Annotated in this window: 24 protein-coding genes; 14 read left to right on the top strand and 10 right to left on the bottom strand. The window is 61.8% G+C overall.

Annotated features, from left to right (window positions below; genetic code table 11):
• Window position 1 precedes the first annotated feature (1 nt).
• A complete protein-coding gene (locus R1A29_RS06065) occupies window positions 2-796 on the bottom strand; it encodes a lysophospholipid acyltransferase family protein (RefSeq protein WP_438300923.1) in 795 nt (264 codons plus the stop codon).
• Window positions 796-1551, bottom strand: a complete 756-nt coding sequence (gene olsB / locus R1A29_RS06070; RefSeq protein WP_085712985.1) for an L-ornithine N(alpha)-acyltransferase — start codon at window positions 1549-1551, stop codon at window positions 796-798. Before olsB ends, R1A29_RS06065 begins: the two co-directional genes overlap by 1 nt.
• Window positions 1552-1704: 153 nt before the next feature.
• Here olsB and R1A29_RS06075 point away from each other — a divergent pair, with 153 nt between their 5' ends.
• The 5 genes from R1A29_RS06075 (at window position 1705) to R1A29_RS06095 (ending at window position 5851) form a co-directional block, all read left to right on the top strand.
• Window positions 1705-2610 (top strand): acyl-CoA dehydrogenase, encoded by a 906-nt coding sequence (locus R1A29_RS06075; RefSeq protein ID WP_438300924.1) that lies wholly within the window; start codon window positions 1705-1707, stop codon window positions 2608-2610.
• A 31-nt stretch (window positions 2611-2641) separates the two neighbouring features.
• On the top strand, window positions 2642-3721 hold the full coding sequence (locus R1A29_RS06080) for a serine hydrolase domain-containing protein (protein ID WP_438300925.1): 1080 nt from the start codon (window positions 2642-2644) through the stop codon (window positions 3719-3721).
• A complete protein-coding gene (locus tag R1A29_RS06085; RefSeq protein WP_134825747.1) occupies window positions 3718-4020 on the top strand; it encodes an amidase in 303 nt (100 codons plus the stop codon). The genes R1A29_RS06080 and R1A29_RS06085 overlap by 4 nt, the downstream gene beginning before the upstream one ends.
• An 81-nt stretch (window positions 4021-4101) precedes the next feature.
• Window positions 4102-4692, top strand: coding sequence for a YceI family protein (locus tag R1A29_RS06090; protein ID WP_438300926.1), 591 nt, complete (start codon window positions 4102-4104; stop codon window positions 4690-4692).
• Between the two features lies 1 nt (window position 4693).
• Window positions 4694-5851, top strand: coding sequence for a phospholipase D-like domain-containing protein (locus R1A29_RS06095; protein WP_438300927.1), 1158 nt, complete (start codon window positions 4694-4696; stop codon window positions 5849-5851).
• Window positions 5852-5909: 58 nt separating this feature from the next.
• Here R1A29_RS06095 and bglX read toward each other — a convergent pair whose 3' ends face one another.
• Entirely contained in the window at window positions 5910-8201 is a 2292-nt protein-coding gene (gene bglX, locus R1A29_RS06100; protein WP_438300928.1) for a beta-glucosidase BglX, read from the bottom strand.
• Between the two features lie 260 nt (window positions 8202-8461).
• Here bglX and R1A29_RS06105 point away from each other — a divergent pair, with 260 nt between their 5' ends.
• The 4 genes from R1A29_RS06105 to R1A29_RS06120 all read left to right on the top strand — a co-directional run bounded on the left by R1A29_RS06105 (window position 8462) and on the right by R1A29_RS06120 (window position 11980).
• Window positions 8462-9070 carry a LemA family protein gene (locus tag R1A29_RS06105; protein WP_438300929.1) on the top strand — a complete coding sequence of 203 codons (609 nt, stop codon included), beginning with the start codon at window positions 8462-8464 and terminating at the stop codon, window positions 9068-9070.
• Between the two features lie 13 nt (window positions 9071-9083).
• Complete coding sequence (locus tag R1A29_RS06110) at window positions 9084-9836, top strand: TPM domain-containing protein (RefSeq protein ID WP_438300930.1); 753 nt, start codon at window positions 9084-9086, stop codon at window positions 9834-9836.
• 28 nt (window positions 9837-9864) lie between these two features.
• A complete protein-coding gene (locus R1A29_RS06115) occupies window positions 9865-10482 on the top strand; it encodes a TPM domain-containing protein (RefSeq protein WP_438300931.1) in 618 nt (205 codons plus the stop codon).
• 280 nt (window positions 10483-10762) lie between these two features.
• The gene (locus R1A29_RS06120) at window positions 10763-11980 is read left to right on the top strand and encodes a class I SAM-dependent methyltransferase (protein WP_438300932.1); all 1218 of its coding nucleotides are present in this window, start codon (window positions 10763-10765) and stop codon (window positions 11978-11980) included.
• On the opposite strand, the gene R1A29_RS06125 is transcribed toward R1A29_RS06120, so the two are convergent.
• Window positions 11970-12884 carry a DMT family transporter gene (locus tag R1A29_RS06125; protein WP_438300933.1) on the bottom strand — a complete coding sequence of 305 codons (915 nt, stop codon included), beginning with the start codon at window positions 12882-12884 and terminating at the stop codon, window positions 11970-11972. The two genes, R1A29_RS06120 and R1A29_RS06125, sit on opposite strands and share 11 nt — an antisense overlap.
• Before the next feature lie 169 nt (window positions 12885-13053).
• Between R1A29_RS06125 and R1A29_RS06130 the strand changes: the two genes are divergently transcribed.
• Complete coding sequence (locus R1A29_RS06130) at window positions 13054-13635, top strand: DJ-1/PfpI family protein (protein WP_438300934.1); 582 nt, start codon at window positions 13054-13056, stop codon at window positions 13633-13635.
• Between the two features lie 48 nt (window positions 13636-13683).
• Here R1A29_RS06130 and R1A29_RS06135 read toward each other — a convergent pair whose 3' ends face one another.
• From R1A29_RS06135 to R1A29_RS06145, 3 genes are all read right to left on the bottom strand, one after another.
• Window positions 13684-16242, bottom strand: a complete 2559-nt coding sequence (locus R1A29_RS06135; RefSeq protein WP_438300935.1) for a TonB-dependent hemoglobin/transferrin/lactoferrin family receptor — start codon at window positions 16240-16242, stop codon at window positions 13684-13686.
• 122 nt (window positions 16243-16364) lie between these two features.
• Window positions 16365-17324 carry a FecR family protein gene (locus R1A29_RS06140; protein WP_438300936.1) on the bottom strand — a complete coding sequence of 320 codons (960 nt, stop codon included), beginning with the start codon at window positions 17322-17324 and terminating at the stop codon, window positions 16365-16367.
• Complete coding sequence (locus R1A29_RS06145) at window positions 17321-17857, bottom strand: RNA polymerase sigma factor (protein WP_438300937.1); 537 nt, start codon at window positions 17855-17857, stop codon at window positions 17321-17323. Before R1A29_RS06145 ends, R1A29_RS06140 begins: the two co-directional genes overlap by 4 nt.
• Before the next feature lie 157 nt (window positions 17858-18014).
• Between R1A29_RS06145 and R1A29_RS06150 the strand changes: the two genes are divergently transcribed.
• From R1A29_RS06150 to R1A29_RS06160, 3 genes are all read left to right on the top strand, one after another.
• Window positions 18015-18359 carry a YegP family protein gene (locus R1A29_RS06150; RefSeq protein WP_438300938.1) on the top strand — a complete coding sequence of 115 codons (345 nt, stop codon included), beginning with the start codon at window positions 18015-18017 and terminating at the stop codon, window positions 18357-18359.
• Between the two features lie 151 nt (window positions 18360-18510).
• Window positions 18511-19155 (top strand): hypothetical protein, encoded by a 645-nt coding sequence (locus tag R1A29_RS06155; RefSeq protein WP_438300939.1) that lies wholly within the window; start codon window positions 18511-18513, stop codon window positions 19153-19155.
• Window positions 19155-19676 (top strand): hypothetical protein, encoded by a 522-nt coding sequence (locus R1A29_RS06160; RefSeq protein ID WP_438300940.1) that lies wholly within the window; start codon window positions 19155-19157, stop codon window positions 19674-19676. The genes R1A29_RS06155 and R1A29_RS06160 overlap by 1 nt, the downstream gene beginning before the upstream one ends.
• A gap of 52 nt (window positions 19677-19728) precedes the next feature.
• Here R1A29_RS06160 and R1A29_RS06165 read toward each other — a convergent pair whose 3' ends face one another.
• Window positions 19729-20610 carry a dihydrodipicolinate synthase family protein gene (locus tag R1A29_RS06165; RefSeq protein WP_438300941.1) on the bottom strand — a complete coding sequence of 294 codons (882 nt, stop codon included), beginning with the start codon at window positions 20608-20610 and terminating at the stop codon, window positions 19729-19731.
• Window positions 20611-20636: 26 nt separating this feature from the next.
• Window positions 20637-21419: an aldolase gene (locus R1A29_RS06170; RefSeq protein ID WP_134825758.1), complete on the bottom strand. Its 783-nt coding sequence runs from the start codon at window positions 21417-21419 to the stop codon at window positions 20637-20639.
• Between the two features lie 108 nt (window positions 21420-21527).
• Here R1A29_RS06170 and R1A29_RS06175 point away from each other — a divergent pair, with 108 nt between their 5' ends.
• Window positions 21528-22070: a helix-turn-helix domain-containing protein gene (locus R1A29_RS06175; RefSeq protein ID WP_085710196.1), complete on the top strand. Its 543-nt coding sequence runs from the start codon at window positions 21528-21530 to the stop codon at window positions 22068-22070.
• Here the strand turns inward: R1A29_RS06175 and R1A29_RS06180 are convergent, their stop codons facing one another.
• The gene (locus R1A29_RS06180) at window positions 22071-23090 is read right to left on the bottom strand and encodes a DUF4917 family protein (RefSeq protein WP_438300942.1); all 1020 of its coding nucleotides are present in this window, start codon (window positions 23088-23090) and stop codon (window positions 22071-22073) included.
• Between the last annotated feature and the right edge of the window lie 88 nt (window positions 23091-23178).

Raw genomic sequence — 23178 nt, forward strand, 5'->3', positions numbered from 1 at the left:
ATCAGGCAGCGATCAGCTCGCCTGCGCGACGCGGCTCGGCCGGTTTGGCCACCTCGCCGAACAACGCTTTCTGCACCGCTTGCTGGGCTTCGTACGCCAGTGCAGCGCGTTCCCGGCCCTGACAGGCAATCGGCTTGAGCAGGTGAACTTCCACCTCGCCGCAATCGTTGCTGAACAGACGCATCAGGTGCGACAGCAGATCATCGTCACCAATGAACGGTGCCAGCGTATCGATTTCGCCGTCGCGCAGATAACGGATCGCCACCGGTTGCAGCATCACCTCGGAATCAATCGCCGCCGACAGCAGGCGACCATGGAAGGTACGCAGCGAGCGACCGTCGGTGGTGGTGCCTTCCGGGAACATCAGCAGCGGATGATCGGTTTGCAGGTGACGGGTCATCTGCTTGCGGATCAACTGACTGTCGCCCGAACCGCGACGAATGAACAGGCTGCCAGCCTTCGCCGCCAGCCAGCCGGCCACCGGCCAGGTGCGCACTTCGGCCTTGGACAGAAACGACAGCGGCGTGAGCATGCCGAGCAGCGGAATGTCAGTCCACGACACATGGTTGCTGACCCACAGCATTGGCTGCTTCGGCAGTTCACCATGAACGGTCACGCGAAAGGGCAGGGCATTGCTCAGGCGCGCCATGAAAAACCGCGACCAGCGCTGCCGGCGTTGCATCGAATGAGCCAACCCCAGACGTTCGAAAACCCCGAAGACACTGGCCATGCTCAAGCCCAGCGTCACCACCAGCAGCACCCGCGCGATCCGCGCGTACACCCGCAGCCGGCTCATCACACGGCCGCCTTGAAGTGCTTGGCGTAGCGCGGGCAGAGCTCGTCGCGCTTGAGCAGGATGAACACGTCGGCGACCTGGAAGTCTTCGTCCCAGCACGGCTCGCCGCAGATCTTCGCGCCCAGGCGCATGTAGGCCTTGAGCAGCGGTGGCATTTCGGCGATCACGTTCGAAGGAAGATCCAGAGTCGGCAGCGGATTCTTCGGCTCGGCGCGCAAGTGTTCGGTGCACAGATAACGTTCGCGCAGGCGCTGCATGATCGCGTGGGCCTGCACGCCGCCGTCCTGCATCGGGATGCTCGCGCAACCCATCAGGTAGCTGTAGCCGCCCTGATTGAGGACTTCGGCCAGTTCGCCCCAAAGTACGGCGATGGTGCCGCCGTTGCGGTAGGCCGGGTCGACGCAGGTGCGACCGATTTCCAGGATCGGGCCTTGCAGACCGGCGAGGCCGTGCAGGCTGAATTCTTCTTCGCTGTAGAACTTGCCCAGGCTGCTGGCGGCGGTGTGATCGAGCAAACGGGTGGTCGCCACCAGGCGGCCGGTGTTCAGGTCACGCACGCCGATGTGGCTGCAGTGAACATCATAGTCATCCATGTCCAGACCCAGTTCCGCGCCTTTCAGCTTGGCGTTGAACTCGCCGCTGAACACGTTGAAGCGCAAGGCCTGGGCTTGCTGCAAGGCCTCGGCGCCGATCAGGCGTTCGGCTTGCAGGCGGCGTTCATTGCCGGTGTCGCTGATGCGGGCGATCTGAGTCATTTGAATCTCCGTACGGGCCTTTAACCCGTCGTGGGTTACAGCCGATCGACTTTCTTTATGCAGCTGTGTTGTGCAAAGTCAGGCTATGTAGCCCCGGTGTCATCGCCATGAATGTTTGGTGATGCTTATATGACAGCCCACGAGGAGCCTCTGATGACCTGGTCGACCCTGCTTGAATGTCGCGAACGCCTGCCCGCCGTTGCCGATCTGGCGGAGGGTTTCGCCACGCTGCTGCATCAACTGGGCAGCGTCACGCCGTTCGAACTGGCGGTGGCGGGAGGGCGGCGGATGGCGACGCCGGGGCTGGCGTTTCTGGTGGGCTATCAGGCGGCGTTGCGGATGCTCTGGCCGAGTGCGCCGCCGAGCCTGGGCGCGTTGTGTGCGACCGAACAGCGCAGCCTGCGCCCGGCGGACATGCAGACCCGGCTGACGGATTTGCGCCTGAACGGGCAAAAGGATTTCGTCACCGCCGGCGATGCGGCGGACTGGCTGTTGATCGCTGCCCGCAGTGAGCAACCCGGTGAATCACCGCGCCTGAGCCTGGCAGTGGTGTACCCCGGCGAGTCCGGCGTGCGTGTGGAAAAGCTCTCGGCGCTGCCGTTGATGCCGGATATCAGCCACGGTCGGCTGCATCTCGACGACGCCCTGTGCGAACTGCTCGCGGGGGACGGTTGGGACGCTTACGTCAAACCGTTCCGCACCCTTGAAGATGTCTATGTGCTGAGTGCGATGACCGCATGGCTGTACGGCGTCGGTCAGGACAGCGGCTGGCCGCAGCCGCTGCAATTGCGCTTGCTGGCGCTGTTGGCCGGGTGTGCGGAGGTCAGTCGCCAGCCGCCGAACAACCCCGCCGGGCATGTGTTGCTCGGCGGATTGTTTGCCCAGTTCGACGGGCTCAAAGCGGAAGTCGATCAGGCATTGCGTGACAGTCATCCGGAGTGGGCGGCGATGTGGCAGCGTGATCAGGCACTGATGCAACTGGCAGCAGGCGCACGGGCCAAACGTCTGGCCAAGGCGCTGGCGGCAAGCCAAAACACATCTGTCATGAACGCCGGCTAGTCTTGGCAGGTTCATCCCCAGAGCCCTCACCATGTTCAAAGGCCTGTCCCTGTTTCTGCTGCTGATCAGCTTCACGGTTCAGGCCGAACAATGGCCGGGCGAGCAGTGGCCGACCGGTCCGAAAATCGCCGGCCCGGCCGTCGAGGCACTGGAGGCCTATGCCTTCCCGGCCCGTGACGACAACATCCGCAAAGGCATCCGCACCGATGCCTTGCTGGTGATCCGCGACGGCCAGGTCATCTACGAACGCTACGCCGCTGCAACCACCGCCGACACCCCACACCTGACCTGGTCCATCAGCAAAAGCCTGATGGCCACGGTATTCGGCGTGGCCTACGGTGAAGGTTTGTTCAAACTCGATGATCCGGCCGCAAAATATTACCCGGTGCTGGAAAAACACCCGGCCATCACCCTCAAGGATCTGCTGCACTGGGCCTCGGGCATCGACTGGCAGGAAGACTACGAATACGCCCCGCTGAAATCCTCGGTGGTGGCGATGCTCTACACCCGCGGCCACCGCGACATGGCCGCCTTCACTGCCGATCACGACAGCTACGCGCCAGCGGGGCAGGCGTTCCGCTATTCCAGCGGCGACAGCAATCTGTTGGCCGCCGCGTTGAAAACCATCGTCGGCCCGCAGCGCTATCCGGACTATCCATGGACAGCGCTTTTCGATCCGTTGGGCATCCACCACGGCACCTGGGAAACCGATGCCACGGGCACTTTCGTCGCGTCTTCCTATGCCTACCTGACGGCCCGGGATCTGGCGCGAATCGGCCTGCTGATGGAACGGGACGGACGCTGGAACGACCGGCAGTTGCTGCCCAGGGATTGGGTCGCCTTCAATCGACAACCCTTCGCCGGCTACAAGGCCCATCAGGACGAAGCCGTGCCCGGTGGTCAGTGGTGGTTGAATCGCCCGGCGGACGGCGCGCCCTCGCCGTGGCCCGACGCACCGCCCGACACCTTCGCCGCCCTCGGCCATTGGGGCCAGGCGCTGTACGTGATCCCGAGCAAAAAACTGGTGATCGTGCGCTACGGCGATGATCGCGACGGCAGCTATCGCCACAACGAATTGCTCAAGCGCGTGCTCGCGACGGTGCGGCCATGAAACTGTTCAGACGCATCCTGCTGGTGCTGCTGGTCGTGCTGCTGGGCTGGGGCTGGCATGAACGGGAAAACCTGTGGGCCTTCCCCGACATCATCAGTGCCTACACCGCCAAGGAATACTGTTCCTGCCGCTACGTGATGAACAATGACGCCGAATACTGTCGGGGCTACGTCAAACAGTGGTTGCCCAGCGAATTGACCGATGACAGCACGCAAAAACTCGTCAGCGCCAGTGGCATGGGCCGAAGCAACAGCGCCCAATGGCAGGGCGAGCGCCAGGGCTGTCGCCTCAAGCCCTGATCGGCAAAATCAACTACCGGTTTGCATCCCGGCTTCAGGCAGTTAAGGTTCGTGCAGGTTTATCGGCCCCACGAGTCTTCAATGTTCAACCGTTCTCTGTGCAACGCCTTCGCCGGCCTGCTGCTGGGCGCCGCTGCGCTGCCGGCCCAGGCCAACTGGTATCTGGACGGCGAGTCATCGCGGCTGTCGTTCGTCAGCACGAAAAACGCCAATATTTCTGAAGTGCAGCGTTTTCTGGTGCTGCACGGCAAAGTCGATCCCGATGGCCGCGCCGAAGTCGAGGTCGAGCTGGATTCGATCAACAGCGGCATCCCGCTGCGCGACGAGCGCATGCGCAAGGAACTGTTCCAGATCGAGCAATTCCCCGAAGCGACCATCACCACGCAGATCGACCTGCGCCCGATCAACGATCTGGCCCCCGGCGCGCAGCTTGAATTGCGTTTGCCGCTGACCGTCAACCTGCACGGAAAACAGCACGAATACCCTGCCGAACTGCTCGCCACGCGTCTCGATGACCGGCGCTTTCAAGTGGTGACCCTGGAGCCGCTGGTGATCAACGCCGATGATTTCGATCTGCTGCCGGGCCTGGAAAATCTGCGCAACATGGCCGGCCTGTCGGCCATCAGTCTGTCGGTGCCGGTGGGTGCGGTGCTGATCTTCACGGCGCGCTGACATGCGCGGCGCAGTGTTCCCGTGGCGGGACGGCAATCGCTTCGAACTGTTGATCAACGGTCCGCAATTTTTCCCGCGCATGCTGGAGGAAATCGCCAGCGCCCGCGAGCAGATTGAACTGGAGCTGTATCTGGTGGAAGCCGGCGCCTGTGCCGAAACCGTGATTCAGGCGCTGGTGCTGGCGGCCGAGCGGGGCGTGCGGGTGCGTTGCCTGTTCGATGATTACGGCAGTCTTGCGCTCACCCTGACCCTGCGTCAGCGCCTGACCCTCGCCGGCGTCGAGCTGCGTTTCTACAATCGCTTGAGCTGGCGGCGCTGGGTCGGCAATTTCTATCGCGATCACCGCAAGCTGCTGCTGGTCGACCAGCGTCTGGCGGTGGTCGGCGGCACCGGGCTCACCGACGAATTCTGGCGGCCGGGCCACGACACCAGCGAATGGCACGAAGTGATGGTGCACATCACCGGCCCCCTGGTGCTCGACTGGCAACTGCTGTTCGACCGCCAATGGATCGCCAACCGCCATCGCCGTGCCTGGAAGCCTCACGCGAATTTCGGCCTGCCGCGATTGCCGCGCGTACCCGACACGGGGGAGGGCATGGGCCGCGTGGCCTATGCCGATGCCCGCCAGCATCGCGACATTCTGCAATCACTGTTCCGCGCCCTGAACAGCGGCCAGAAGCGCATCTGGCTGGCCACGCCGTACTTCCTGCCGACCTGGAAAATCCGCCGCTCCCTGCGCAAGGCTGCCGCCCGTGGCCTCGATGTGCGGCTGCTGTTGACCGGGCCGCGCACCGATCATCCGTCGGTGCGCTACGCCGGGCATCGCTACTATCCGCGCCTGCTCAAGGCCGGGGTGAAGATCTTCGAATACCAGCCGTGTTTCCTGCACCTGAAAATGGTGCTGGTGGACGATTGGGTGAGCATCGGTTCGTGCAACTTCGACCACTGGAATTTGCGCTTCAACCTTGAGGCGAACCTGGAGGCGCTGGATCCGTCATTGACGGCAGCGGTGGTGGCGAGTTTCGAGAAGGACTTCGGCCTGAGTCAGCAGGTGAGTCTGGAGGAATGGCAGCGCCGGCCGTTGTGGCGGCGGGTGAAGCAGCGGATCTGGGGCTGGGTGGATCGGGTGGTGGTCAACTTGCTGGACAGACGCGGCTAGTCGCCAAACCCGATTGATCGTTCCCACGCTCTGCGTGGGAACGATCAGGGTGCAGGGATTACAGCAACTCAAAGCTCTGCTGCGTCACGTCCTGGGAGTCCAGGCCGATCTGCACGTTGAACTTGCCGGGCTCGGCCGCGTACTTGAGCTGGGCGTTGTAGAACTTCAAATCATCTTCGCTGATGGTGAAGTGCACGACCTTCTGTTCGCCCGCCTTGAGCATGATCTTCTGGAAGTTCTTCAGCTCCTTGACCGGACGGATCATCGAACCGGTGACGTCCTGGATGTACAGCTGCACCACGGTTTCGCCGTCACGCTTGCCGGTGTTTTTCACCGTGACGCTGGCGTCGAGCTTGCCGGTGGCGTTCAGGGTGGTCGACGACAGCGCCATGTCGCTCAGGGCGAACTCGGTGTAGCTCAGGCCGAAACCGAACGGGAACAGCGGCCCGGTGGTGTCATCGAAATACTGCGAGGTGTAGTTGCCCGGTTTGCCCGGCGTGAACGGCCGGCCAATGCTCAGGTGGTTGTAGTAGGTCGGGATCTGGCCCACGGAACGCGGGAAGGTCACCGGCAGTTTGCCCGACGGGTTGTAGTCACCGAACAGCACGTCGGCGATGGCGTTGCCGCCCTCGGTGCCGCTGAACCAGGTTTCCAGGATCGCGTCAGCCTGTTCTTTCTCCTGAAGGATCGTCAGCGGACGGCCGTTCATCAGCACCAGCACCAGCGGCTTGCCGGTGGCTTTCAGGGCGCGGATCAGCTCGCGCTGGTTTTCCGGGATGTTCAGGTCGGTACGGCTCGACGACTCGTGGGACATGCCACGGGATTCGCCCACGGCAGCGACCACAATGTCGGCATCCTTCGCGGCTTTCACCGCCTCGTCGATCAACACATTGGCCGGGCGCGGGTCATCGACCACTTCCGGCGCATCGAAGTTGAGGAAGTTCAGGTAATCGAGGACTTTCTTGTCGCTGGTGATGTTGGCACCACGGGCGTAGATCAGGTTCGACTTGTCGCCGATCACGTTGCTCATGCCGTCGAACAGGGTCACCGATTGCGCCGGACGACCGGCGGCGGCCCAACTGCCCATCATGTCGATCGGGGCCTTGGCCAGCGGGCCAACGAGGGCGACTTTCGCGGTTTTCTTCAGCGGCAGGGTTTCGTTCTGGTTCTTCAGCAGCACCAGACTGCGACGCGCCACTTCGCGGGCTTCGGCGCGGTGCAGTCGGCTGTCGGCGTAGGTGTCGGCCGGGTCGTCTTCAGCCTTGCCGATGCGCAGGTACGGATCCTTGAACAGGCCCATGTCGTACTTGGCGGCGAGGACTTCACGCACGGCGTTGTCGATATCTTTCTGTTCGATCTCGCCGGACTTGAGCAGCCCCGGCAGTTCTTTGCCGTACAGGGTGTCGTTCATGCTCATGTCGATGCCGGCCTTGATCGCCAGCTTCGCCGCTTCACGACCGTCGGCGGCGACGCCGTGCTTGATCAGCTCGAAGATCGCGCCGTGGTCGCTGACCGCCAGGCCCTTGAAGCCCCATTCCTTGCGCAACAGGTCGTTCATCAGCCAGGTGTTGGCGGTGGCCGGGATGCCGTTGATCGAGTTCAGCGCGACCATCACGCCACCGGCGCCGGCATCGATCGCGGCGCGGTACGGCGGCAGGTAATCCTGGTACATCTTCACCGGGCTCATGTCCACGGTGTTGTAGTCGCGACCGCCCTCGACCGCGCCGTACAAGGCGAAGTGCTTGACGCTGGCCATGATGCTGTCGGCCGCGCTCGGCGTGTCGCCCTGATAGGCCTTGACCATCACTTTGGCGATGCGCGAGGTCAGGTAGGTGTCTTCACCGAAGCCTTCGGAGCTGCGGCCCCAGCGCGGGTCGCGGGAAATGTCGACCATCGGCGCAAAGGTGATGTCGAGGCTGTCGGCGGCCGCCTCTTTGGCGGCGATGCGCCCGGACTGGCCGATGGCGTCCATGTCCCAGCTCGACGCCAGGGCCAGCGGAATCGGGAAAATCGTACGGTGACCGTGGATCACGTCGTACGCGAAAAACATCGGGATCTTCAGGCGGCTGCGCATGGCAGCGTCCTGCATCGGACGGTTTTCCGGGCGGGTGATCGAGTTGAACGTGCCACCGATGTTGCCGGCGGCGATCTCTTTGCGGATCAGCTCGCGGGGCATTTCCGGGCCGATGCTGATCAGGCGCAACTGGCCGATCTTCTCGTCGAGGGTCATTTGTTTCATCAGGTTACTGATGAACGCGTCCTTGTTTTCCAGGGGTACCGGGGTCGTGGCGGCCAGTACCTGATGACTGGCCAGGCTGACGAACAGGCCCAGCAAACACAGCTTCTTCATGAATAGTTTTCTCAAGGGCCTAAACGGCGTTACAACGCCGGCCAGCCAAAATTTAGGGAGCGACTATTGTTGTTCGGGTGCTGATTCAAAAAACGACAGCCGAATGTACGGCGCCAGTTTCGGCGACGTGATCGCGCAGGGCCTCTTTTTAGCCCATCGGCCCGCTGCAATCCAGTGGCGCGGGCGATTATGCCCCAAGAGCCGGTCCGGAAGGTTTCAAGCGCGATCATTCATGAAATGTGCAAGGGAGCTCCCGAACGATGAATGTCAGTCCTGTCTACCGCTCGCGTTTGCAGGTCGCCACCTTGCTGGTGCTGGCCGTGTTGTTGACCGCTTGCGGCATCAACAATATTCCCACCCTCGACGAACAGGCCAAGGCTGCCTGGGGCCAGGTGCAGAACCAGTACCAGCGGCGTGCCGACCTGATCCCCAACCTGGTGGAAACCGTGAAGGGTTATGCCAAGCACGAGGAGGCCACGCTGACGGCGGTGGTCGAGGCCCGGGCCAAGGCAACGTCGATCCAGGTCGATGCCAGCACCCTCGACAACCCGGAAAAACTCAAGCAGTTCCAGCAGGCCCAGGATCAGTTGACCGGAGCCTTGAGCCGGTTGATGGTGGTGTCCGAACGTTATCCGGACCTGAAGGCCAACCAGAACTTCCTCGCCTTGCAGTCGCAACTTGAGGGCACCGAAAACCGTATCGCCGTGGCCCGCCGGGATTTCATTCTGGCGGTGCAGAAGTACAACACCGAAATCCGCACTTTTCCCGGTCGCCTGTGGCACAGCGTGATGTACAGCGACCTGCCGATCCGTGAGACCTTCGAAGCCACCAGCCCCGGCGCGGACAAGGCCCCGGAAGTGAAATTCTGAGCCGGTGATGCCCATGCGTTTGTTGAAGATGGGCCTGGTGCTGATGCTGTGGTTGTTCGCCATCAGCGCCCGGGCCGAGTTGACCTTCCCGGCGCTGACCGGGCGGGTGGTGGACGACGCGCAGATGATCGAGCCGGCGGTGCGCGCGCAGTTGAGCCAGCAGTTGCAGGCCCACGAGCAGGCGACCGGCGAGCAGCTGGTGGTCGTGACGCTGCCGAATCTGCAAGGCTCCACCATCGAGGACTACGGCGTCGAACTCGGCCGGCACTGGGGCATCGGCCAGAAGGACAAGAACAACGGCGCCTTGCTGATCGTCGCCCGTGACGAGCGCAAGTTGCGCATTGAAGTCGGCTATGGGCTGGAAGATCGCCTGACCGATGCCCAGAGTTCGGTGATCATCCATCAGGTGATCACGCCGGCATTCAAGGCCGGCAATTACAGCAAGGGCATCAGCGACGGCGTGGCGGCGATGCTGGTGGTGCTGGGCGGCAATCCGCTGGACGAACCTTCCACGGTGTACGAATCGTCCGGCGATCCTTCGGACGACTTTGTCTCGCGGCATCCGGGAATTTTCGTATTTCTGGTGATGTTGTTCATCCTGACTGTTTTTGTCTGCCAGATGCTCGGTATCCTTCCCGCCGGCCGTGGCGGCTCCGGAGGAGGGGGCGGCTTCGGTGGCGGTGGTTTTGGCGGCGGCGGTGGAGGCGGGGGCTTCAGCGGCGGCGGTGGCAGTTTCGGCGGGGGCGGTTCCTCCGGCGGCTGGTGATAACAATAATGAGCAGGCACTTCACGACATGGCATTACTGACTGAACACGAACAACGCAAGGTCGCCGAGGCCATCGCCCGGGTCGAGCGCGACACCGACGCCGAACTGGTGACGGTGCTCGCGGCCCGCGCCGATGACTACGCGTACATTCCGTTGCTGTGGGCCAGCCTGCTGGCGCTGGTGGTGCCGGGTATCCTGCATTACCTGACCGGCTGGCTGACCATGCACAGCCTGTTGCTGGTGCAGTGGATCAGTTTTGTCGTGCTGTGCCTGGTGTTTCGTCTGCCCAGGGTCACCACCCATCTGATCCCGCGCCATGTCCGGCACTGGCGCGCTTCGAACCTGGCGCGGCGGCAGTTTCTCGAACAGAACCTGCATCACACGGTGGGCAGCACCGGCATGCTGATTTTTGTCTGCGAGGCGGAGCGGTACGTGGAGATTCTGGTGGACGAAGGGATTTCCAGAAGGCTGGACGACAAGAGCTGGGACGCGATTGTCGCGGCGTTTACCGAGCAGGTGCGCCAGGGCCAGACGTTGCAGGGGTTCGTGACCTGCATCGAGGCGTGCGGCGAGTTGCTCAAGGTGCATGTGCCGGTGACTCAGGTGAGGAATGAGTTGCCGAATCGGTTGGTGGTGTTGGGGTAGCTTTGATTTTTGCGTTCGGCTTTAGAACCACCCCTCACCCCAGCCCTCTCCCGGGGGAGAGGGAACTTATCTCCAGCGCCTTCAGATCCTGAGTTCGACTCGGTACTTCAGGTCGGCGTAACTCGAGAATACGACCCGGTCGGCTCCCTCTCCCTCCGGGAGAGGGCTGGGGTGAGGGCCGCTTTTAAACGCCGTTCGGTAAATAAGAGCGTGTCCCCAATCCCCATCCCCCCTAAACTAGCGGCCATTCCCGATTTGCCCGTCCGAGGCCGTTTTCTGCATGTCTGCCACCGCCGTTTCCACCCCCGATCACCACGCCCGGTTCATCGAGCTGCTGCAAACCAGCCTCGAACAGAACGGCTTCATCAAACTGGTGCTGGCCAAGTACGTCGGCGAAGAAGCGGACCTGCAGCGGATCATCATCAAACCGGTGACGGTCAAGGCGCAGCCGAACCTGTCGTTCGTGTATCGCTACAAGACCCGCGACATCACCAAGAACCTTCCGCTGGACGAGGCGGTGGCGACGATCGCCGAACTGCTGCCGACGGCGTTCAAGAATGCGCATTTGCTCACGTTGACCGACGAAGCCCAGCTCGAATACAGCAAAAAGGGCAAGAGCTCGCTGTTCATGAGCAAACCCCAGCAATTGCGTGAAGTGCCGTCCGCCGAGCATAACCGCGAGAAAAACCGTTTCCTCGATTTGAACCGACCGTTCCTCAAGGATCTGGGCGTGACCAATGCGCAACACGAGCTGATCCCGGCGATGTCGCGCAAGTGGAAGCAGATCAACAAGTTCATCGAAGTCTTCAGCCACGCGCTGACGTCGTCGCCGCTGGCCCTGGACAAACCGGTGCGGGTGGCGGATTTCGGTTCGGGCAAGGGTTACCTGACGTTCGCCATTCATGACTATTTGCGCAACACCTTGAAGGCCGAGGGCGAAGTCACCGGCGTTGAATTGCGTGAAGAGATGGTCAACCTGTGCAACACCGCCGCGCAGAAACTCGACCACCCGGGGCTGGTGTTCAAGTGCGGTGATGTGCGCAGCGTGGCGCCGAGCGAGCTGGAGGTGATGATCGCCCTGCATGCCTGTGATATCGCCACCGACTATGCGATCCACACCGGCATCCGTTCCGGCGCAGCGATCATCATGTGCTCGCCGTGCTGCCACAAACAGATTCGTTTGCAGATCCAGAGCCCGGCGCTGCTCAAGCCGATGCTGCAATACGGTCTGCATCTGGGCCAGCAGGCGGAAATGGTCACTGACAGCCTGCGTGCGCTGTTCCTCGAAGCCTGCGGTTACGAGACCAAGGTGTTCGAGTTCATCTCGCTGGAGCACACCAACAAGAACAAGATGATCCTCGCCGTGAAGCGCGCCGAGCCGGTGGACCCGGCCCAGCTGCTGGTGAAGATTCAGGAGTTGAAAGCGTTCTACCAGATCAGCGAGCACTGCCTCGAAACCCTGCTGCTCGCCGATGGCCTGCTGCCGCTCAAGGCTTGAGCTGAACCCCTGCCGGTAACGTGCCCGGTTGAGCCGGGCGCACCGCGGTCTTGCGTCCGAGCATCACTGTCGCGATCACCCCGCAGGCGAACAGCCAGGTGATCGGCTCCACGTGTTCTCCGAAGAACAACGCGGAAAACGCGATGGTGAAGAAAATCTGCAACAGCTGGATCTGACTGACCCGGGCAATGCCACCCATGGCCAGCCCGGCGTACCAGGCGAAGAATCCCAGGAACTGCGAAAACAGCGCGACGTAACCGAAGGCCCACCAGGTTTTCGTCGACACCGCGCCCTGATGCTGCAACGCCAGATACAGCACCGGGCCGATCAGCAACGGCGTCGACAGCACCAGCGCCCAGCAGATCACCTGCCAGCCGCCCATCTCCCGGGCCAGACGCCCACCCTCGGCATAACCCAGACCGCCCACCGCAATCGCACCCAGCATCAGCAAATCACCGGCGTGAATGCTGCCGGCGCCGGTGTACAACGCGTAACCCAGCACCAGCGCACTGCCCAACGCGGCGCAGGCCCAGAAGGCTTTCGACGGCCGTTCATGGGACAGCCACGCGGCATACAGCGCCACGCACAGCGGCTGCAAACCGTTGACCAGCGCGCCGTGGGACGCCGGCAAGGTCTGCATGGCCCACGCCGATAGCACCGGGAAACCGAGAATCACCCCGGCGATCACCAGGCTCAGGCCTTTGACCTGCTGCCAGGTCGGCCACTTTTCCCGACGCCACAACAACAGCATTGCCGCAGGAATCGCCGCGAACAACGCACGACCGAGGCCGTTGAGCAGCGGGTGCAGTTCCTGCACCACGATGCGGGTGAAGGGCAGGGTAAGGCTGAAAATCACCACGCCGAGCAGGCCGAGGGCCATGCCGGTGTTTTCGCGCGAAGACATGATGGCAACCAGATTCGAAGGTGGCAGGGAGATGGCTTCATCTAGCCACAAACCACGGCAATCGGGCTGTTACAGCTGGGCGCAGAGTTATCCATACAGTTTGCGGACGCCATCGCAGCTCTTGGACTACTTTGAATACTCCTGTGCATTCACCAGAGGAGTCCTGTCCATGGCCGCGAAAAAGATTCTGATGCTGGTCGGCGATTACGTCGAAGACTACGAAGTGATGGTGCCGTTCCAGGCCCTGCAAATGGTCGGTCACACCGTGCACGCCGTGTGCCCTGATAAAGCCGCCGGCAAGACCGTGCGCACCGCGATTCATGATTTCGAGGGCGATCAGACCTACAGCGAAAAACCCGGTCACCAGTTCGCCCTGAACTTCGACTTTGCCAAGGTTGACGCCAAGGACTACGACGCACTGCTGGTGCCCGGTGGTCGTGCGCCGGAATACCTGCGGCTGAACGAAAAAGTCCTGGAACTGGTGAAGGCTTTCGACAAGGCCGGCAAGCCGATTGCTGCCGTCTGTCACGGCGCACAACTGCTGGCGGCGGCGGGGATTCTCGAGGGGCGCGAGTGCAGCGCCTATCCGGCCTGCGCCCCGGAAGTGCGGCTGGCCGGCGGCACTTACATCGATATCCCGGTCACGGACGGTCATGTCCAGGGCAATCTGGCCACCGCGCCTGCCTGGCCGGCGCATCCGAAATGGCTGGCCGGTTTCCTCGGTTTGCTCGGAACCAAAATCACCCTGTGAGCCAGAGGCCCATCGCGAGGGTGTTCGCGATGGGCAAGCCCGCAATGATCAGAAGAACCGCGTCACGCTGACCTTGGCATTGCGCCCCTGACTGTAAGCCCGATCACCGCTCAGCGCCGGGCGGTAATCCTCGTTGAACAGGTTGTCGACGGTGAGGTTGACCTCGGTGCCCTTGAGGTACGGCTGCTGCGGTTTCCATTTGGCGAACAGACCCTGCACGTTATAGCGGTCGTTGGCGTACTGGTCGTAGAACACGTCACCCACGGTGTTTTTGCCCGAGCCGTACTTGTCGCTCGGCAGGCGATCGGTCTGGCGCACGAACTCCCCTTGCCAGCCGACCTGGGCATCCCAGCTCGGAATCTTCACGCCGAGCACGGCGATCCATTTGCTCGGTGGAACGTCCCGCACCCAGACGTCCGGCCCCCAAGGGTTAGTGTAGGCGCCTTCGTGTTTGCCGGTCATCCACGAGTAGGACAGCGAACCGAACAGGTACGTCGAGTCATAGAAGCTTTCGACTTCAAAGCCCTTGATGGTCAGCCCGCCGATGTTACGGTAGTTGCCCATGGGGCCGGACCCCTTGCAGTCCGAGGCGATGGTGCCGCCCTTGATGGCCTGGTTCTCGCAGCCGATGCCGGTGGCCTTGAAGATCTCGTCGTCGATCTTGTTGCGGAACAGCGTGGTGCGAATCTGCACGTTGTCGCGGTCAGTGAATACGTTGGCGAAGTTGCTGATGTTACCGGCACGCCAACCGGTGATGCGTTCCAGGTCGAGATCCACACTGGTGGCGGTGCGGCTACCCAGCCCCTGCACTTCATATTGCTCGTCGATGACCGGCGCGCGCCAGGTCTTGCTGTAGTCGACGAAGAAACCGACATCCGGGGTCATCCGCCAGAACGCCGACAGACGCGGCGACCACCCGGTGTAGGTGCGGTCGCTGTAGTCGTGGCCGAAGCTCGGGTCCGGGTTGTCGTAGTAAGGCGCGTCGTTGGCTTCGCCGCGATTGCGCACATGGTCGTAACGCACGGACGGGGTCAGGGTGAAGTCGCCCAGCGTGATTGCGTCTTGCAGGTAGACACTGTTGGTGTCGACCTTGCCCCGGGGCATGAAACTCGGCTGGAAATAGCCGTAGTTGTACTTCGGCACTTCGTAGGTCTTGCCCGGCATCCACATTTCGGTGTCGCGGCTGTGCTTGCGGATCTGCACGCCGCCGGTGACCGCGTGAGACAGCACGCCGGTTTCGAACAGGCTGATGTTGCTCGCCTCGACGATGCGGTCCTTATAGGCGGTGTCCATCTTGCGTCCGCCGGTGGACGTCTGGAAAAACGCCGTGGCATCGCGCTCGTCGGTCTGATCGGTGTTGGACTCGGAATAGCTCAGTTTGAAATCGATCAGGCGATTGTCCAGCGGCTGGTACTGATACTTGGCCGACCAGGTGGTGTCGGTGGTTTCGCGGTTGGCGAGGAAACGCTTGAGAGCGTTTTCATAGCCGTATTGCTTGATGTTGGCCCGGGTTGGCGGGGTCGGATAACTGGCCGACGAAAACGGCGCCCAGCGCTCGCTTTGTGAACGCGAGTACGACAGACCGACGCTGTGTTCGTCGTTCAGGTGCAGGTTGAATTTGAGTAGCTGGCCGTCCAGATCCAGTGCGCTGTTGGGCAGGCGCTTGGGGTTGATCGGGTACTGATTGTCCGGATCGGGCGGGGTGCCGGCCAGCTTCATGTCACCGCCATCGCGCTTGGTCAGGTACACCAGCGCATCGGCCCGCCCATCGTCGGTTCGACCGAAAACGGCACCGGAGTAGGTCTGCTGATGGTCGTTGCTGGCGTAACCGTACTTGACCATCGCACCGCTGTTGCGACCTTCCTGCAGCAGGTCCGGGGCGTCCTTGGTTTCCATGTGCACGGTGCCGCCGAAACCGCCGTTGCCGGTGAGCATCGAGTGCGGGCCTTTTTCCACTTCGATGCGTTTGATCAGCTCCGGCTCGATGAAAATCGTGCCTTGCTGGTAGCGCTCGAAACCGCTTTTGGTGGCGCCGTCGACGGTCAACGGCACATCTTCGGCATCGCCCAGGCCCCAGATGTTGATGGTCTGGCCGCCCGGTTTCATCGAACCGCCCATGCTCACGCCGGGCAAAGTCGCCAGCAGGCTGGGAATGTTGTTTGGCTGGTGGCGGTCGATGTCGGCCTGGGTCAGGGTCGAGCGGCCGACGGTGCTGGAGTCGACTTCGGTGCCGCTGCCGATCACGCTCAGGGCGTCGAGCTGGATGCCGTCACCGCTGCTGGTGACCGGTTCTTCCGGGCGCACGACGTAGGTCTGGTTGACCTTGATCAAGCCGAACTGGCTGTTGTCGAGCAACTTGCGAATCGCTGCTTCCGCGCTGTATTCACCGTCAAGGGCGGGGGCCTTGAGATTGCGCAGTTGCGCCTCATCGAACAGCAACTGGATCTTCGCCTGTTGGGCGATCTGGCTCAGCGACGTTGCCAGTGGCTGCGCCGGCAAATGCAGGCTCAGGTCATCGGCATGGGCTTGTACGCTGAACGCCAGGCAAGTGGCGAGCAAGGTCGGTCGAAGGCAGGTGAGCGGGTACGGCGAAAACACGCGAAACATGGAATCCCCCAGGGCGGCGAAAAGGCCAGAAAGGCCTGCGTACGAAGCGCAGACCGGAGGAAGACGCGGCAGGTAAAAAAAACCTCACATGCGAATGCAAAATATTCTCATGTGAGGTTGTGTCAGCGGTTTTCGAGGCGAATTCCACCGTCGGCGAGCGCGACGGTTTTCACCGGAACCAGGGCGGGCAGGGCGTTGATCAGGGCATCCGGGTCATCGACATCGAGGTTGCCGGAAACCTTGATCTGCCCCAGTTTTGCATTGGCCAGCACGACCGGGTGCGGGCGATAGAGGTTCAGCTCATCCACCAGACTGGCCAGCTCACGATTGCGAAAGGACAGATGCCCGGTACGCCAGTCGGCTACCTGGCTGGATGCAAGACTGTTTTGTTGCAGGGTGCCGCTGGCCAAGTCGACTGCGACTTGCTGCTGGGCGCTCAACAGCAGCGGCGCGCGGCTGTCCGGTGTGAATGTGACCTGGCCGTGGGCGACGCTGACCACCAGTTGCCTGTCGCTGCGCCGTACATCGAAACCGGTGCCGACCACACGGATCGTGGCGTCGCCGGTCTGCACCCATAGCGGCCGTTCCTTGTCCGGCGCGACGTCTATATAGAACTGGCCGCGATCGAGGATGAGCCGGCGCTGCTGACTGTCGAAGTCGACACGCAGTTGCGTATTGGCGTTTACCGACAAGGTGCTGCCGTCGGGTAATTCGAAGGTGCGCTGACCTTTGGCCTGAGCCGTGACCTGCTGACGATAGACCGCATGCGGTGTGCCGACAGGCGTCGCCATCACGGCAACGAGCAGCGCGGCGGCCACTGCCAGTGCAGGTCGCCAGCGATTTACGGAACGTCGAGCCGGCAGCGGCGTCGGCCGGTTCAGTTGCTGCAATTGACCAAGGTCGGTCCAGAGTGCTTCGAACGCGCGATAGGCCCGGGCATGCGCCGGCTCGCGCAGCCACTGCTCGAATGCCTGTCGCACCAAGGGGCCCTGATCCTGACGATTGCGGGTAAACCAGGCGGCGGCCTGAGCGTCGATGCTGTCGTCGGGCAGTTCCCCGGTGAACTCATGAGAACCGTTCATTCTGGCTGCTCCCTGCCGTTGTCGTGATCCAGGCGTTGCTTGCAATGCAGCAGTGCGAAGGCGATGTGTTTTTCCACCATGCTCAACGAAATCCCCATGCGCTCGGCAATCTGCGCCTGACTCAAGCCTTCGAAGCGGTGCAGCATAAGGGCCTCGCGTCGACGTGGCGAGAGCTCGCCCAGCACGGCCTTGAGTTGCTCCAGCCGTTGCTGACGCTGCGCGGCCGCCATCGGATCGTGATGTTCATCGGCCAGCGGTTCGGCATCGTTGTCTTGAGTGGGCTGCACGATGTGCCGCACCTTCTGCCGGCGCCAGTGATCACGCAGCAGGTTGCGCGCCATCTGAAACAGAAACGCCCGCGGTTGCTCGACCTTGCCCCGGTCGCGATAGTCGAGCCATTGGGTGAACACATCCTGGGTCATGTCCGCCGCGTCATTGGGGTTATCCGTGCGTTTGCGCAGGTAATGCAGGATGTCCCCGTAAAACCGGCGAAACGAATCGGCCGACAAGGGATCGGGCGTGGGGCGGGGCATGAATATCCTTCTCGACGAAGCGGGGGCGCAGAAAGCTGCGGATGATATCGAGAATGATTGTTATTTGCCATGTTCGCATTCACGCCTGTCAGAGAGGGATGGCTAAACCGTTGAAACGGTCTTTACTTGCCGGGATTCAATCGACAGGAGCCGCGACATGTCCGGATGGTACGAGTTGAGCAAAAGCAGCAACGGCCAATTCAGGTTCGTGCTGAAAGCGGCGAATGCCGAAACCATACTGACCAGCGAGTTGTACACCTCTCACAGTGCCGCCGAAAACGGTATCGCGGCGGTGCAGGGCAACAGTCCGCTGGATGAGCGCTACGAGAAGAAATCGACGAAGGACGGCCATCCGTACTTCAATCTCAAGGCGGCCAATCACCAGATCATCGGCAGCAGCGAGTCCTATTCTTCGGACGCTGCCTGCGCCAAGGGGATCGCTGCCGTGAAGGCCAACGGACCGACGAAGGTGATCAAGGACAAGACCCGGCCGGTACTCTGAGGGCAGCGTTAATGATTCGGTCGCCAAATCATTGGCGACCGTTTTCTGGCTATGTGCCATCATTTGCCTTATCCTTCGCCATCAATCCATGGAAGGGCTGGCCTGACAACTCTTTCGTGCATGTCCGAAATTTTGCGCAAGAGTCCTTCCGATGATCCGCTTGACCGCTGTCCTGACGATGCTGCTCGCCCTGAGTGGCTGCTACAGCATGTCCCCGACCCACATTGACGATGAACTTCAGCCCACTGCCGATACCGGGGTGGCCTGGCTGGTAGGCGTGGTCGGGATCTGGCCCAAGGCAGAGTTTGGCGCCCACGAACAAATGCTGATGATCCGCAAGCGCGGCAGCGATGAGTTTGCCACCGCGCGCCTGCACAACGAGTTCTACGCCCGTACGGCACGCGACGTACGTGAAACCGGTCACGGCATCGGTACGCTCTTCGTCATGCCACTGAAGCCAGGTCGGTACGAGATCTACAACGTGCGTTTCGATCAGGGCCGCTCGGTGTCCTGGAGCCGCGAAGACTTCACCATCGGTCTGCAACTGGAAGCCGGCAAGGCCTATTACATCGGTGATTTTCGCGCTGGCTGTCTGATCGGTCGCAACTCCAACTGCATGTTCCTGCACAGCGATCACCTGGAGCGCGATGCGGCGCTGGTGCGCGCCAAATACCCGCAGGTGCCCGGCTTGCAGCGCCTGGACATGCCCAACCTGTACACGGCCACCCCGTTCATCCGCGAAGAGAACGGCACCAGTGCCTCTATCTACAAAGCCATGCTGTCAGGAAAACTCTGATGCGCCTCAAACTGCTTTTTCTCGGAGTGCTCCTGTTGCTCGGCGGCTGCCAGGTGACTCACAGTCTGAAAACGCCTGACGGCGATTACAGCCAGTCATTGCCGGCGATCAGTGTCGAAGTCGTGGGATTGCCGAGCTGGATGTTGCGTGACGACCTGCGCCGTCGCGGCACCTTTGACGAGGTCAAGGCCGGTCGCAGCGAGGAGGGCTACAACCTGTTGGTCATCGCCAACAGCGATGTGGGTGGAATACAACCGCAGCTGTTTCTGAGTGCTTTCACGATGTTCCTGGTCCCGGTGCCAGTGAGCTGGGACAGCACGGTGATTTTCAGTCTCAGCCACGGCAAGGAAGTGCTGGGCATCTATACCGTGCACAACCACAGTGAGTCCTGGCGCGGCGCGTTCAATGCCTCGGGTGGGCAGTTCGAACACCTGCAATTGGTCACCGATACGTTCATTGCACAGGTCCTCAAGGATCAGCCGTTCCATCGCGAAGCCATGAAACGCTCTTCCAGCCTCTGATCGCCGCACAGAAAAATCCCTCCCGGAGCGATCCGGGCGGGATTTTTTACATTCAGCGTAAAGTGTTCAGCAAGCCTTTGAGCTGGCATTGCCCGTTTTCACTGAGCGGGAACACCGGCAGACGTGGATCACCCACTTCCAGCCCGGTGTCACGCAGCCCGGCCTTGATCGTTGCTGGCAAACCACCCTTGAGGATGAAATCCAGCAGCGGCAACTGGCGGTAGAACAGCTCCCGCGCCTTGCCCAGATCACCTGCCAGCGTGGCTTCGTACAGGTCCAGGTTGAGCTGCGGAATCAGGTTCGGCGCCGCCGTGCACCAGCCCCGGGCGCCGGCCGCGAAGGCTTCCAGTGCCAGCGGGTTGCAGCCGTTGTAGAACGGTACCCGGCCTTCGCCGAGCAGTTGCAGCTTGTGCATGCGCTGGATGTCGCCGGTGCTCTCCTTGACCATGGTCACGTTTTCCACGCCGTTGACGATGCGCAGAATCAGTTCCACCGACATGTCGGTGCCGCTGGTGGCCGGGTTGTTGTAGAGCATGATCGGCACGCCGATGCTGTCGCCGATGGCGCGGTAATGAGCGAGGATTTCTGCTTCGGTGAGCTTCCAGTAGGACGCCGGCAGCACCATCACCACGTCGGCGCCGTGAGCTTCGGCGAAGCGTGCGCGACGCACTGCGTTGGCGGTGGTCAGGTCGGATACGCTGACCACGGTCGGCACCCGTTTGGCCACGTGCTTGATGCTGAACTCGGCGACCTGGTCCCACTCCGCATCGCTCAGGTAGGCGCCTTCGCCGGTGCTGCCCAGTGGCGCGATGGCGTGGACGCCGCCGGCGATCAGCCGGTCGATCGAACGGCCGAGGGCCGGCAGGTCAAGACCTTCGCCGTTGGCGCCGAACGGGGTGATGGTGTAGCCGATGATGCCGTGAATATTGGACATGAGAGTGCTCCGCAAGGATGGTGTGTTCAGTTCAGGCAATCGGCGTGCTGGCGCAGGTTCTGCCGGGCGTAGTAGTTGAAGGCTGCGGCGTGGCGTTTGGGTTTCGAGACCCAGTCATGGGCCTCGCGACCCAGCTCGGGGATGATCGGTTTGATCGTCCCGGCGGCCATCGCCAGCAACTGCAGTTTGGCGGCGCGTTCGATCAATTGCGCGATGACGCAGGCTTCCTCGATGGTCGTGCCGGTGGACAGCTGACCGTGGTGGGAAAGCAGGATCGCCCGTTTGTCGCCCAATGCCCCGGCAATCAGTTCGCCTTCTTCGTTACCGACCGGAACGCCCGGCCAGCCTTCAAGAAACGCGCAGTCGTCGTATAGCGGGCACAAGTCCATGTGGGAAATCTGCAACGGTACTTCCAGCATCGACAGCGCGGCAATGTGCGTCGGGTGGGTGTGGATGATGCAGTTCACATCCGGCCGGGCGCGGTACACCCAACTGTGGAAACGGTTGGCCGGGTTGGCCATGCCGTGGCCTTCGAGCACTTCCAGGTCTTCGTTGACCAGCAGCAGATTGCTCGCGGTGATTTCATCGAACCCCAGCCCCAGTTGCTGGGTGTAGTAAGTGCCCGGCTGCGGGCCACGGGCGGTAATCTGCCCGGCCAGGCCCGAATCGTGGCCGTTTTCGAAGAGGATCCGGCAGGTCAGGGCCAGCTTTTGCCGGTCCGTCCACGTATTATCCGCCAGGCTTTTTTGCATCTGGGTCAGCGCTTGCTTGACCAGTTGGTCTTTGGGTAGTGCTAATGTCTTCGCCATATCCGTGTCCTGTGGTGGTTGCCATGGATGACACTTAAGAGGCTATATGACACTTTGTGTCATTGGCAAGGACAAATCGTCTTTCCTTTGCTGGAATAATCGCTTCGCATGTCTATCCGTTTGAAATTATTGAGAAAAAAACTTGGCGTAACCCTTGAGGCACTGGCCGAGAAATCCGGCATGACCAAGAGTTATCTGTCGAAAGTCGAACGCGGGTTGAACACGCCGTCGATTGCCGCCGCGTTGAAACTGGCGAAAGCGCTGAACGTGAAGGTCGAGGAGCTGTTCTCCGAAGACAACGTCAGCCTCGACAGCTACAGCCTGGTGCGCAGTCACGAGCGCCAGTCACTGGCGGCCAACGATCACAGCCCCGGTTACGCGGTGCTGGCCCATCAGGTCAGCGAACGCAGCCTGCTGCCGTTCATCATCTATCCGCCGACTGAATTTACCGACAAGACCTTCAAGGAACATCTGGGCGAGGAGTTCCTGTTCGTCCATGAAGGCCGGGTCGAAGTGGACTTCATGAACGAACGGGTACTGCTGGAGCGGGGCGACGCGCTGCACTTCAATGCGCAGAAACCGCACCGGATCCGCTCGGTGGGCGAGGAGCAGGCACAGCTGCTGGTAGTCGTGCACAGCAGCGAAGAGTGATCAGACCTCGACGGGGACCGAAAGCTTCGGATTCCCCAGCGCGTGGCTCTTGGAATCAAAGAACCGCAACTCGGCGCCCGTGCCCTCGAACACCTTCGCGTAATGCCGCTTCTGGTGCTGGATGAACGCCGCGCTGCGCGGGTAGATCGAGATCGCCACGGTCTTCGGTTTCGCCAGACGCAGGGCACGCACGAGGTGGCTGTCCTGCTCGCCCAGGGCGTGGCCGAAGATGCACAGGTTGTCGCCATGTTCGAGTAACTGGTCGTAGCAGAACGACAGATAATCGGAGCTGCGGATGGTCTTGAGCTTGTCCGCGCTCGGCCCTTCGTTGACGAACAGCGGCACGTCGTCGAGGGTCTTGAGGGTGTTGTTGATCGCGAAACTGCCGAGCAGCGTGCCTTCGGTGGCGGTCAGTTTGCGGGCGCTGCCGTCCTGGTTGCGCACCAGATGCAGACCGCCGTGCAGGTACAGCAGACGCGGTTTGTCAGTGCTGCTTTCGCACAGGTCGAAGCTGGCGTCGGGGCCGTTGAACAGGTCGTCGATGGCCTCGCCCTGATGTTGCAGAGCCCAGTAGTTGAGCAGGTCGTAATTGGTGGTGAACACCGTGCGATAACTGGCCAGTTCGCGGTTCAGGATCGTCAGAGTCGACGCTTCGACCAGTCGCCACGGAATGTGCAAATCGTGGACGGCATTGATCAGCGCTTCCTTGATCGCGTAGTAGCGATTGCGCGGCGCGGCCGAGCTGACAGCCAGTGCCTTGTTGACCCGGCTGGTGGTTTTCAGCGCGCCGAGCACCTGCTCGAAACTGCGCGTCTGCATCGCATCGAACACGCTCAGTTCCGACGGGGTCAGCGGCTTTTCTTCCACTGTGCGGGCGTTTTCGAACAGCGAGTCGTAGCCGAAATCGTCCCAAACCGCACGGCTGGCGCCGTTGCCCACCAGCAAGCCGCTGAAGTCGGTGGTGGTGCGTAACGCGTTCCAGTCTTCGAGGGTGGCGTCGACATCCAGAAAATCGGTCATTGCAGGGCACGTCTCAAAACAAGGGGCAGATGGGCGGCGACTTTATCACGAGCGGGCATTGAGCCAGATCAACATCCGCCGTGACCGA

The organism is Pseudomonas sp. NMS19W, assembly GCF_051554255.1.
GTDB lineage: Bacteria > Pseudomonadota > Gammaproteobacteria > Pseudomonadales > Pseudomonadaceae > Aquipseudomonas > Aquipseudomonas kribbensis.

Excerpts from the sequence above, each read along its gene's own strand:
- R1A29_RS06130 (WP_438300934.1), top strand. The coding sequence starts at position 13,054 with ATGGCCGCGAAAAAGATTCTGATGCTGGTCGGCGATTACGTCGAAGAC.
- R1A29_RS06170 (WP_134825758.1), bottom strand. The coding sequence starts at position 21,419 with ATGGCGAAGACATTAGCACTACCCAAAGACCAACTGGTCAAGCAAGCG.
- R1A29_RS06160 (WP_438300940.1), top strand. The coding sequence starts at position 19,155 with ATGCGCCTCAAACTGCTTTTTCTCGGAGTGCTCCTGTTGCTCGGCGGC.
- R1A29_RS06140 (WP_438300936.1), bottom strand. The coding sequence starts at position 17,324 with ATGAACGGTTCTCATGAGTTCACCGGGGAACTGCCCGACGACAGCATC.
- R1A29_RS06085 (WP_134825747.1), top strand. The coding sequence starts at position 3,718 with ATGAAACTGTTCAGACGCATCCTGCTGGTGCTGCTGGTCGTGCTGCTG.
- olsB (WP_085712985.1), bottom strand. The coding sequence starts at position 1,551 with ATGACTCAGATCGCCCGCATCAGCGACACCGGCAATGAACGCCGCCTG.
- R1A29_RS06080 (WP_438300925.1), top strand. The coding sequence starts at position 2,642 with ATGTTCAAAGGCCTGTCCCTGTTTCTGCTGCTGATCAGCTTCACGGTT.
- R1A29_RS06135 (WP_438300935.1), bottom strand. The coding sequence starts at position 16,242 with ATGTTTCGCGTGTTTTCGCCGTACCCGCTCACCTGCCTTCGACCGACC.
- R1A29_RS06125 (WP_438300933.1), bottom strand. The coding sequence starts at position 12,884 with ATGTCTTCGCGCGAAAACACCGGCATGGCCCTCGGCCTGCTCGGCGTG.
- R1A29_RS06150 (WP_438300938.1), top strand. The coding sequence starts at position 18,015 with ATGTCCGGATGGTACGAGTTGAGCAAAAGCAGCAACGGCCAATTCAGG.
- R1A29_RS06110 (WP_438300930.1), top strand. The coding sequence starts at position 9,084 with ATGCGTTTGTTGAAGATGGGCCTGGTGCTGATGCTGTGGTTGTTCGCC.
- R1A29_RS06090 (WP_438300926.1), top strand. The coding sequence starts at position 4,102 with ATGTTCAACCGTTCTCTGTGCAACGCCTTCGCCGGCCTGCTGCTGGGC.
- R1A29_RS06175 (WP_085710196.1), top strand. The coding sequence starts at position 21,528 with ATGTCTATCCGTTTGAAATTATTGAGAAAAAAACTTGGCGTAACCCTT.
- R1A29_RS06065 (WP_438300923.1), bottom strand. The coding sequence starts at position 796 with ATGAGCCGGCTGCGGGTGTACGCGCGGATCGCGCGGGTGCTGCTGGTG.
- R1A29_RS06105 (WP_438300929.1), top strand. The coding sequence starts at position 8,462 with ATGAATGTCAGTCCTGTCTACCGCTCGCGTTTGCAGGTCGCCACCTTG.
- R1A29_RS06115 (WP_438300931.1), top strand. The coding sequence starts at position 9,865 with ATGGCATTACTGACTGAACACGAACAACGCAAGGTCGCCGAGGCCATC.
- R1A29_RS06180 (WP_438300942.1), bottom strand. The coding sequence starts at position 23,090 with ATGACCGATTTTCTGGATGTCGACGCCACCCTCGAAGACTGGAACGCG.
- bglX (WP_438300928.1), bottom strand. The coding sequence starts at position 8,201 with ATGAAGAAGCTGTGTTTGCTGGGCCTGTTCGTCAGCCTGGCCAGTCAT.
- R1A29_RS06095 (WP_438300927.1), top strand. The coding sequence starts at position 4,694 with ATGCGCGGCGCAGTGTTCCCGTGGCGGGACGGCAATCGCTTCGAACTG.
- R1A29_RS06075 (WP_438300924.1), top strand. The coding sequence starts at position 1,705 with ATGACCTGGTCGACCCTGCTTGAATGTCGCGAACGCCTGCCCGCCGTT.
- R1A29_RS06165 (WP_438300941.1), bottom strand. The coding sequence starts at position 20,610 with ATGTCCAATATTCACGGCATCATCGGCTACACCATCACCCCGTTCGGC.
- R1A29_RS06145 (WP_438300937.1), bottom strand. The coding sequence starts at position 17,857 with ATGCCCCGCCCCACGCCCGATCCCTTGTCGGCCGATTCGTTTCGCCGG.
- R1A29_RS06155 (WP_438300939.1), top strand. The coding sequence starts at position 18,511 with ATGATCCGCTTGACCGCTGTCCTGACGATGCTGCTCGCCCTGAGTGGC.
- R1A29_RS06120 (WP_438300932.1), top strand. The coding sequence starts at position 10,763 with ATGTCTGCCACCGCCGTTTCCACCCCCGATCACCACGCCCGGTTCATC.